General features: G+C 64.7%; 7 protein-coding genes and 1 pseudogene. All 8 read right to left on the bottom strand.

The window, feature by feature from the left end:
* Positions 1–155 (bottom strand): annotated as a pseudogene (locus tag EOA29_RS18235) (6,7-dimethyl-8-ribityllumazine synthase); the annotation flags it as partial.
* A 255-nt stretch (positions 156–410) separates the two neighbouring features.
* Positions 411–1,028 (bottom strand): riboflavin synthase, encoded by a 618-nt coding sequence (locus tag EOA29_RS18245; protein ID WP_126094233.1) that lies wholly within the window; start codon positions 1,026–1,028, stop codon positions 411–413.
* A gap of 61 nt (positions 1,029–1,089) precedes the next feature.
* Complete coding sequence (gene ribD / locus EOA29_RS18250; protein WP_189350101.1) at positions 1,090–2,217, bottom strand: bifunctional diaminohydroxyphosphoribosylaminopyrimidine deaminase/5-amino-6-(5-phosphoribosylamino)uracil reductase RibD; 1,128 nt, start codon at positions 2,215–2,217, stop codon at positions 1,090–1,092.
* A gap of 2 nt (positions 2,218–2,219) precedes the next feature.
* Complete coding sequence (gene nrdR / locus EOA29_RS18255) at positions 2,220–2,699, bottom strand: transcriptional regulator NrdR (RefSeq protein WP_059184872.1); 480 nt, start codon at positions 2,697–2,699, stop codon at positions 2,220–2,222.
* Between the two features lie 113 nt (positions 2,700–2,812).
* Entirely contained in the window at positions 2,813–3,403 is a 591-nt protein-coding gene (locus EOA29_RS18260) for a hypothetical protein (RefSeq protein WP_126095927.1), read from the bottom strand.
* 79 nt (positions 3,404–3,482) lie between these two features.
* On the bottom strand, positions 3,483–4,796 hold the full coding sequence (glyA, locus tag EOA29_RS18265) for a serine hydroxymethyltransferase (protein WP_127221242.1): 1,314 nt from the start codon (positions 4,794–4,796) through the stop codon (positions 3,483–3,485).
* Between the two features lie 127 nt (positions 4,797–4,923).
* The gene (locus tag EOA29_RS18270) at positions 4,924–6,567 is read right to left on the bottom strand and encodes a Na+/H+ antiporter (RefSeq protein WP_126094235.1); all 1,644 of its coding nucleotides are present in this window, start codon (positions 6,565–6,567) and stop codon (positions 4,924–4,926) included.
* Positions 6,568–6,715: 148 nt separating this feature from the next.
* Positions 6,716–7,845: L,D-transpeptidase family protein (locus EOA29_RS18275; RefSeq protein WP_210213152.1), on the bottom strand; the 1,130-nt coding region annotated here is incomplete at its 5' end.

Raw genomic sequence — 7,845 nt, forward strand, 5'->3', positions numbered from 1 at the left:
ACGTCATAGGTAGCGCCGGCTTCGTCCAGCGCGCCGGTCGCGCCGTCGAGCAGCGCGTCGGCGAGGTCGTCGTGGAAGCGCGCCTCGACGATGAGCAGATGCGCCTTCGCCTTCGGACGAATGAACGCTTTGCCGTGTTGGGATATGCCAGCCATAAAAGTCTCCGGGGGATTGCCGGTGACTTAGGCCGAAGCCGGATTGATCGCAAGCACAAGATTGCTGCAATTGGCCGTCAGACGCCAGTAGCCTCGCGATAGCGACGCACCGTATCGCGCAGACGGTCATTCACCGGCCGCGGATTGACCAAGGCCTCAACGAACACCCTGCAATCGTTGACCGACAGATCGAGACCCGCTGGTCCTCAATGCTGAGCTTTTCCTCCTGCATGGACCCGGTTGCATTCTTGGTCATCACAACCCTTCTTTCGCGGCCTCCACAAGACGCGCGGCATAGCGGGCCATGGTGTCGATCTCGATGTTGACGCGGTCGCCGGCCTGGCGCTCGCCCCAGGTGGTGACGCTCAGCGAGTGGTGGATCAGAAGAACGTCGAAGCGAGTGCCTTCAACCTTGTTGACGGTGAGCGAGGTGCCGTCGAGCGCGACGGAGCCTTTCGGCGCGATGAATTTCGCGAGATGCCGCGGCGCCTCCAGCGTGAAGCGCACGGCGTCGCCCTCCTCCTTGCGCTCGACGATTTCTGCCGTGCCGTCGACATGGCCGGAGACGATGTGGCCGCCGAGCTCGTCGCCGATCTTCAGCGCCCGTTCAAGATTGATCCTGGCGCCGGATTTCCAGCTCGACGCGGTAGTCAGCCTGAGCGCTTCTTCCCAGGCCTCGACCTCGAACCAGCGCGCGTTCGAGCCATGCTCGGGAAGCGCCGTCACGGTCAGGCAGACGCCGCCGCAGGAGATCGAGGCGCCGATCGCAATGGTCTCGGGGTCGTAGGAGGTATCGATGCGCAGGCCGACGCCTTCGCTGAGCGGCTTCACCGCGGCCACGGTCCCGACGTCGGTGACAATTCCAGTAAACATCAATCTCGGTCTTTCCGTCTGACCATGATCTTACCCAAAAACCGGTTCCCAGCTTTTGGGATCATGGTCGTACCCATTCGGCGTAGCTGTCCTCGCCGAAGCGCATCTCGCGCAATTTGCGGAAACCCGGCGGGATATGGTCGGCGTCGATAGGCGATGCAATGCCGTCCTCGCCGATTGCTTCCGGCCCCTGGAACAGGACGATACGGTCGACCAGGTCTTCCTCCAGAAAGGCCTTGGCCACCTTGGCGCCGCCCTCCACCAGCACGCTTGCCATGCCGAGCGCGGCCAAATCCTCCAGCAGTTCCGGCAGGGCCACTTCACTTTCGTACGTTTCCGTACCGATAAAATGCACGCCAGCGCGTTCGAGCGCGGCCCGCCGGTGCGGGTCCGCCTCGGGGCACGCCGCGACATAGAGCGGAACACGGTCAACGCCGGACACCAGCTTGCATGTCTCCGGCAACCGGATCTGGCGATCGAGGATGATGCGCGCCGGCGAGCGGTTCTCCAGCCCCGGCAAGCGCACGGTCAGAGCCGGATCGTCCTCGAGCGCGGTACCGATGCCGACCAGGATGGCATCGGCCTCGGCGCGCATCAGATAGACCTCGCGCCGCGCGATCTCGCCGGTGATGGCAACCTGGCCGGCGCCTCTCCTGCCGATCTTGCCATCGCTGGAAAGCGCAAGCTTCAGGATCACTTCCGGGCGTTTCTTCAGAGATCGAATCAAATAGCCGGCCATCTGCTCGGCGGCCTCGGTGGCCAGCACCTTCTCCGCCACCTCGATGCCGGCGGCGCGCAGGATGGCATAGCCCTTGCCGGAGACGCGCGGATCGGGATCGCTGGCAGCACCCACGACGCGCGCGATGCCGGCATTGACCAGCGCGTTGGCGCAAGGCGGCGTGCGGCCATGGTGGGCGCAAGGCTCCAGGGTGACATAGGCAGTGGCGCCGTGCGCAAGCTCACCGGCCTCGGCCAGGGCCTCGGTCTCGGCATGCGGCCGGCCGCCGATAGCGGTGACGCCGGTGCCGACGACCATCGGACCGGCGCCGTCGTCGCGCACGACAATCGTGCCGACGGAAGGGTTGGTGGAGGTGCGGCCGGCATTGCGGCGCGACAGCCTCAGCGCCGCGGCCATGTAACGACGATCCAGAGCCGCCTGATCGGCCTCGCTCAGTCGCGGTCCTGCCATGATCAGCCGGCGTCCTCTTCGGTTTTTTCCTCGTCGCCCTTCAGCTCGCCCAGCAATTCGTGGAAATCCTTGGCTTCGCGGAAGTTGCGGTAGACAGAGGCAAAGCGGACATAGGCGACGTCGTCGAGCGATTTCAGCGCCTCCATGACCAGGCGGCCGACCTCGCCGGAGGCCACTTCCGTCTCGCCGGAACTTTCGAGCTGACGCACGATGCCGGTCACAGCGCGGTCGATGCGCTCGGGATCGACGTTGCGCTTGCGCACCGCGATCTCGACGGAGCGCAGGAGCTTGTCGCGATCGAACGGCACCTTGCGGCCGGACTTCTTGATGACGACGAGGTCGCGCAGTTGCACGCGCTCGAAGGTGGTGAAGCGGCCGCCGCAATCCGGACAGACGCGGCGCCTGCGGATCGCAGCGCCATCCTCGGCGGGGCGCGAATCCTTCACCTGCGTATCTTCGGACTGGCAATAAGGGCAGCGCATGGAAAGCCTTGGGTTCGCGATTCTATGGGCGAAAGGCTTAGAGCCTTTTATGCCTCAGAGATAGCGAGGCGCGAGCAAGATTGCCAGCGCCCTGCCCTGAACGCTCCGTCGCCTCAGGGCGCGACATCCTTCGTGGCGAAGCCGCAGGACGTGCCGAGGTTGCGATAGGCCTTGGTGAAGCCGTCCATCGGGATGCTGGCGACCGTCTGCTTGCCGAAAACGACATCGAGCGAGGTGACTTTGCGCATGGCTCGCAGCAGCGCGAGACTGGTCTTGGCCTGGTTGTCGACCATCCAGCTCGGACGGCCGTTGACGGCATCGGTGGAAGAGACCGCCGCGGAAACCTTGATGCCGGGGTCGCCAAATGTCGCTGCGATGCTCTTGCCGGTCGGCAGGTCCTTGTTGTCGACGGTGATCATGATGGCGGGATAGGCATCGGGCGGCAGCGCGTCGCCGTTCGAGATCGAAAGCGTCAGCGTGCCCGCGCTGCCATTGCCGTCGACGAAAGCGGTCGAAGCCGCGCAGGTCTTGCGCGCGTCCTGCCCGGTATCGAGCGTATCGATGATCGTGGTCCACCCGCCGAAAGTGTTGGTGGCCGGCAAATTCGGATCCGGCTGCGTTTGCTCCTGTGCAAGCGCGCCCGATACGGCAAAGCCGGCCAGCGAACCAAGCAGGACCAGGGCAGCGGGACGAAAAGTGCGCATCATCAAGCCTCCAGTTCGGAGCGCCGTCCAGTCAGGACGACGCAATGCCGGCGGATAAAAGATGATGCGCAGCGCCCGGTCAACCGAGATAAGGATAGAGCGGGAAACGATCCGTCAGCGCCGTGACCTTGGCCTTTACGGCGGCCTCGACGGCGGCATTGCCCTCGTCGGAATTCGCCACCTTCAGCCCATCCAGCACCTCGGCGATCAGCTTGCCGATCTCGCGGAATTCGGCCTGGCCGAAGCCGCGCGTGGTGCCGGCAGGCGTGCCGAGACGGACACCGGAGGTGACGAAGGGCTTTTCCGGGTCGAAAGGGATGCCGTTCTTGTTGCAGGTGATGTTGGCCCGGCCAAGGGCCGCCTCGGCACGCTTGCCGGTGGCGTTCTTCGGTCTGAGGTCGACCAGCATCAGATGATTGTCGGTGCCGCCCGAGACGATATCGAGGCCGGTTTCCTGCAGGCTCGAAGCCAGCGCCTTGGCGTTGGCGACGATGCTTTCGGCATAGGCCTTGAAGCTCGGCTTCAGCGCCTCGCCGAGCGCCACCGCCTTGGCGGCGATGACATGCATCAGCGGACCGCCCTGCAGACCGGGGAACACCGCCGAATTCATCTTCTTGGCGATCTCCTCGTCGTTGCACAGGATCATGCCGCCGCGCGGGCCACGCAGCGACTTGTGCGTGGTCGTGGTCACGACATGGGCATGGGGCAGCGGCGACGGGGGCATGCCGCCAGCGACGAGGCCGGCGATGTGGGCCATGTCGACCATCAGGTAGGCACCGATCGAATCGGCGATCTCGCGGAAACGCTTCCAGTCCCAGGTGCGCGAATAGGCAGTGCCGCCGGCCAGGATAAGCTTCGGCTTGGTCTCATGCGCGGTCTTTTCGATCGCGTCCATGTCGAGCAGATGGTCGTCCTTGCGCACGCCGTAGGAGACGACCTTGAACCACTTGCCGCTCATGTTGACCGGCGAGCCGTGGGTGAGATGGCCGCCGGAATTCAAGTCGAGGCCCATGAAGGTGTCGCCGGGCTGCAGCAGCGCCAGGAACACGGCCTGGTTCATCTGGCTGCCGGAATTCGGCTGGACGTTGGCGAAGTTGCAGCCGAACAGCTTTTTCGCGCGCTCGATGGCCAGTTCCTCGGCCACGTCGACGAACTGGCAACCGCCATAGTAGCGCTTACCCGGATAGCCCTCGGCATATTTGTTGGTCATGATCGACCCTTGAGCCTCGAGCACGGCGCGGGACACGATGTTCTCCGAGGCGATCAGCTCGATCTCATGGCGCTGGCGGCCAAGCTCGTTGCGGATAGCGCCGAAAATTTCCGGATCGGCATCGGCAAGCGTGGTCTCAAAGAAGGATTCGAATTTGCTGGAGGCTGCCGCGGCATTTGACATGGCTTGCTTTCCCTTGGGGCCGGAGGTCTTGCGAGGTCGCCGCGCATTAACACAGTTGTTCGGAGCCCGCCACGTTTGCGGCGCGAAATTTGCTGGCCGGATTGCGCCAAGCAAATCGACCGAACCGTTATTTCCTGCCCTGCCGGCTCTTGAGCAGGGCTTCGGTCAGCGTGATCTCGGAAAGCAGCGCCCGCATCGTATGGTCGTTGATCTCGCGGCTGCGGAACATGGCGCGCACGGCGGCGCGCTCCGCCTCGATGCCGGCATGCCTCAGCTCGAGTTCCAGCCGCCCGGCTTCACGAGCCTCGGCGCGCGCCTCTTCGGCCTCGTCGGACGCCGCGATGCGGCGTCGGTAGCCGGCAACGATGCTGTCGGCAACCGCGAGCCGGGCCTCGGCCACCTCGCCCTCTTCGCCGCCGTTGCCGGCGAGACTTTCTATCCTGGCGATGGCCGCGTTGGCAGCGCCGACACGCGCCCGGCGTTCTTCCGCCGCGCCCGGATCCTCGCCCGGCTCGACCAGCCCGCGCGCGATCCTCGGCAAAGCGAGGCTGGCGATGACCAGCGAGCAGATGATGACGCCGGCGGCGAGAAAGATCACCACATCTCTAGCCGGAAAGGGCGAGCCGTCCTGCAGCGCGAGCGGCAGCGACAGGATGCCGGCCAGCGTGATCGCCCCGCGCACACCGGCCACCGACCCGGCAAGCCTGACACGGAAACCAAAGGGCTCGGCTTCGCGCTTGCCGAGCCGTGCGGCGATCCCAGTGGCCATGTCGCCGATCCAGATCCAGAGGAAGCGCAGGCCGATCAGGCAGAGCGTCAAAATGAGCACGGTCAGCGCCGGCTCGAACAGCCAGTGCCGGCTGGTGAGCTCCGGCGGAACCTTGCGGATGATGTCTGGAAGCTGCAGGCCAAGCAGGATGAAGAGAGCGCCATTGAAGACGAAGGTCAGTGTCGACCATAGCGACATCGCCTGAATGCGCCCCGAGACCGCCAGATAGCGGAAAATGCCGGACGTCCCGGTGAGCAGGCCCGCCGTGACCGCGGCCAGGATGCCGGAGGCGCCGGCATGCTCGGCGATCAGATAGGCGACGAAGGGCAGCAGGATCATGACCAGCACCTGCGCCTCCGCCGGCGTGCCGCCGATGCGGCCAAGGATTTGCAGCGCCTTGGCGGCGATGAACAGCGCCGCGATGCCGGCAAGGATGCCGACGGCCACGGCATAGACGAAGCTCAGCGAGGCGGCGGCGAAGGAGAAGCTGCCGGTCAGCGCCGCTGCTACGGCGAAGCGGAACATGACCAGGCCGGAGGCATCGTTGAGCAGGGATTCGCCTTCCAATATATGCATCAGCCGCGCCGGAACGACATTGCGGTCGACGATCGAGGACACGGCGACCGCATCGGTCGGCGACAGCACGGCGGCTAAAGCGAATGCAACCACAAGCGGGATGCTCGGCACCAGCCAATGCAGGGCGTAGCCGAAGCCGACAATGGTGAAGAAAACCAATCCGATCGCAAGATCGAGGATCGGCCCTCGCAGCTCGATCAGCTCCCGCTTCGGCGCCGCGAAGGCATCGCCGAACAGAAGCGGCGGGATGAACACCAGGAGGAACAGCTCCGGATCGATCTCGACATGCAGGCCGCGCGCCGGCCAGGCAAGGGCGGCGCCGATGGCGATCTGCAACACCGGCAGCGGCACCCGCACCAGCCGCATCAGCGCGCCGGAAAGCGCCACGAAAGCAAGCACGACGAGGATGAAGACGGCGACGTCCATGATGCGATTCCGGCTCCCAGGCCGACCATGCGCAATTGCCGGCGTCGCGTCCAGACAGGCGGCTGGGTATTGCTTTGCAGAACCAACGGCTGATCCAAACAAAAAAGGCCGCTTCTAGAGCGGCCTTTTCATATTTAATATCAGTCGCTTACAGCGCAGACGTGATCTGCAGCTCGCTGTTGCCGTCGAGGCCGTAAATGTCGTCGCGGAACTGCACGACGCCGGTCCCGGTCGACCACGCGGACAGATAGAGGAAGTGGACCGGCACCGGATTGACGACCTGAACCGGCGTGTTCTCGCCGGTCTTGATGGTGGCCTCGAAATGCTGGCGATCCCAGCCAGGCGTGTCGCGCAGGATCCAGGTGACGAGGTCGCGCACGTTCTGGACGCGCACACAGCCGGAGGAGTCGAAGCGCATCAGCTTGCCGAACAGGCTCTGCTGCGGCGTGTCGTGCATATAGACGCCGTCCGGGCTCGGGAAGTTGATCTTGACCGAGGCCATGGCGTTGCCGACGCCCGGATCCTGGCGGAAACGGTACTTGGCGGCATCGTCCGTCGACCAGTCGACGGTCATCGGATCGACCTCGCTGCCGTCCGGCGCGAACAGCCGGATGTGGCTCTCCTCGAGGTATTTGGGGTCCTTCCGCATCAGCGGAATGATGTCCTTGCGCACGATCGAGACCGGCGCGTTCCAGTACGGATTGACGATGATCTCGTTGATCTTGGAATTCACGATCGGCGTCTGGCGGTCGATCTTGCCGACGATCGCGGTGTGGCGAAGGACCACGCGCTCGTTCTCGACGGCCTCGATCTGTGCGGCCGGAATGTCGACCAGCACATAGCGGCTGCCGAGCGTGCCGGCCTTTTCCTTCAGGCGCTGCAGGTTGGTCTGCAGCTGGCCGAGCCGGATCTGCGCCGAAACGTTCATCGCCGCATACGTGTATTTGCCCATCGCGCCATCGGCCGGCAGGCCGTGGCGAAGCTGGAAGCGCTTGACCGCCGAGTCGACATAGGAATCGAAGGCCGTAGAGATACCGGCGCTCTGCGACAGGTCGCCCGAGATCATCAGCCGCTTGCGCAGCGGCACGACATCCGGATCGTCGACGCCGAGCTGAAGCTTCTTGGTTGCCGGAACCTGTTCCCAGCCGCCTTGGCCTACGATGTTCTGATACTGCGCCACCGCCTGCTCGGTGAAGGCGACGGTCTGCAGACTGAAGATCGGCAGCGTCGAGGCAACCTTGCCGGTCTTCAGTCTGCAGACCGTCGCCTTCACCGAGC

The sequence above is a fragment of the Mesorhizobium sp. M1E.F.Ca.ET.063.01.1.1 genome (assembly GCF_003998155.1).
Classification (GTDB): domain Bacteria; phylum Pseudomonadota; class Alphaproteobacteria; order Rhizobiales; family Rhizobiaceae; genus Mesorhizobium.

Bases quoted from the DNA above. Each gene is read 5' to 3' on its own strand.
- glyA (WP_127221242.1), bottom strand. From the start codon at position 4,796: ATGTCAAATGCCGCGGCAGCCTCCAGCAAATTCGAATCCTTCTTTGAG.
- ribD (WP_189350101.1), bottom strand. From the start codon at position 2,217: ATGGCAGGACCGCGACTGAGCGAGGCCGATCAGGCGGCTCTGGATCGT.
- EOA29_RS18260 (WP_126095927.1), bottom strand. From the start codon at position 3,403: ATGCGCACTTTTCGTCCCGCTGCCCTGGTCCTGCTTGGTTCGCTGGCC.
- nrdR (WP_059184872.1), bottom strand. From the start codon at position 2,699: ATGCGCTGCCCTTATTGCCAGTCCGAAGATACGCAGGTGAAGGATTCG.
- EOA29_RS18270 (WP_126094235.1), bottom strand. From the start codon at position 6,567: ATGGACGTCGCCGTCTTCATCCTCGTCGTGCTTGCTTTCGTGGCGCTT.
- EOA29_RS18245 (WP_126094233.1), bottom strand. From the start codon at position 1,028: ATGTTTACTGGAATTGTCACCGACGTCGGGACCGTGGCCGCGGTGAAG.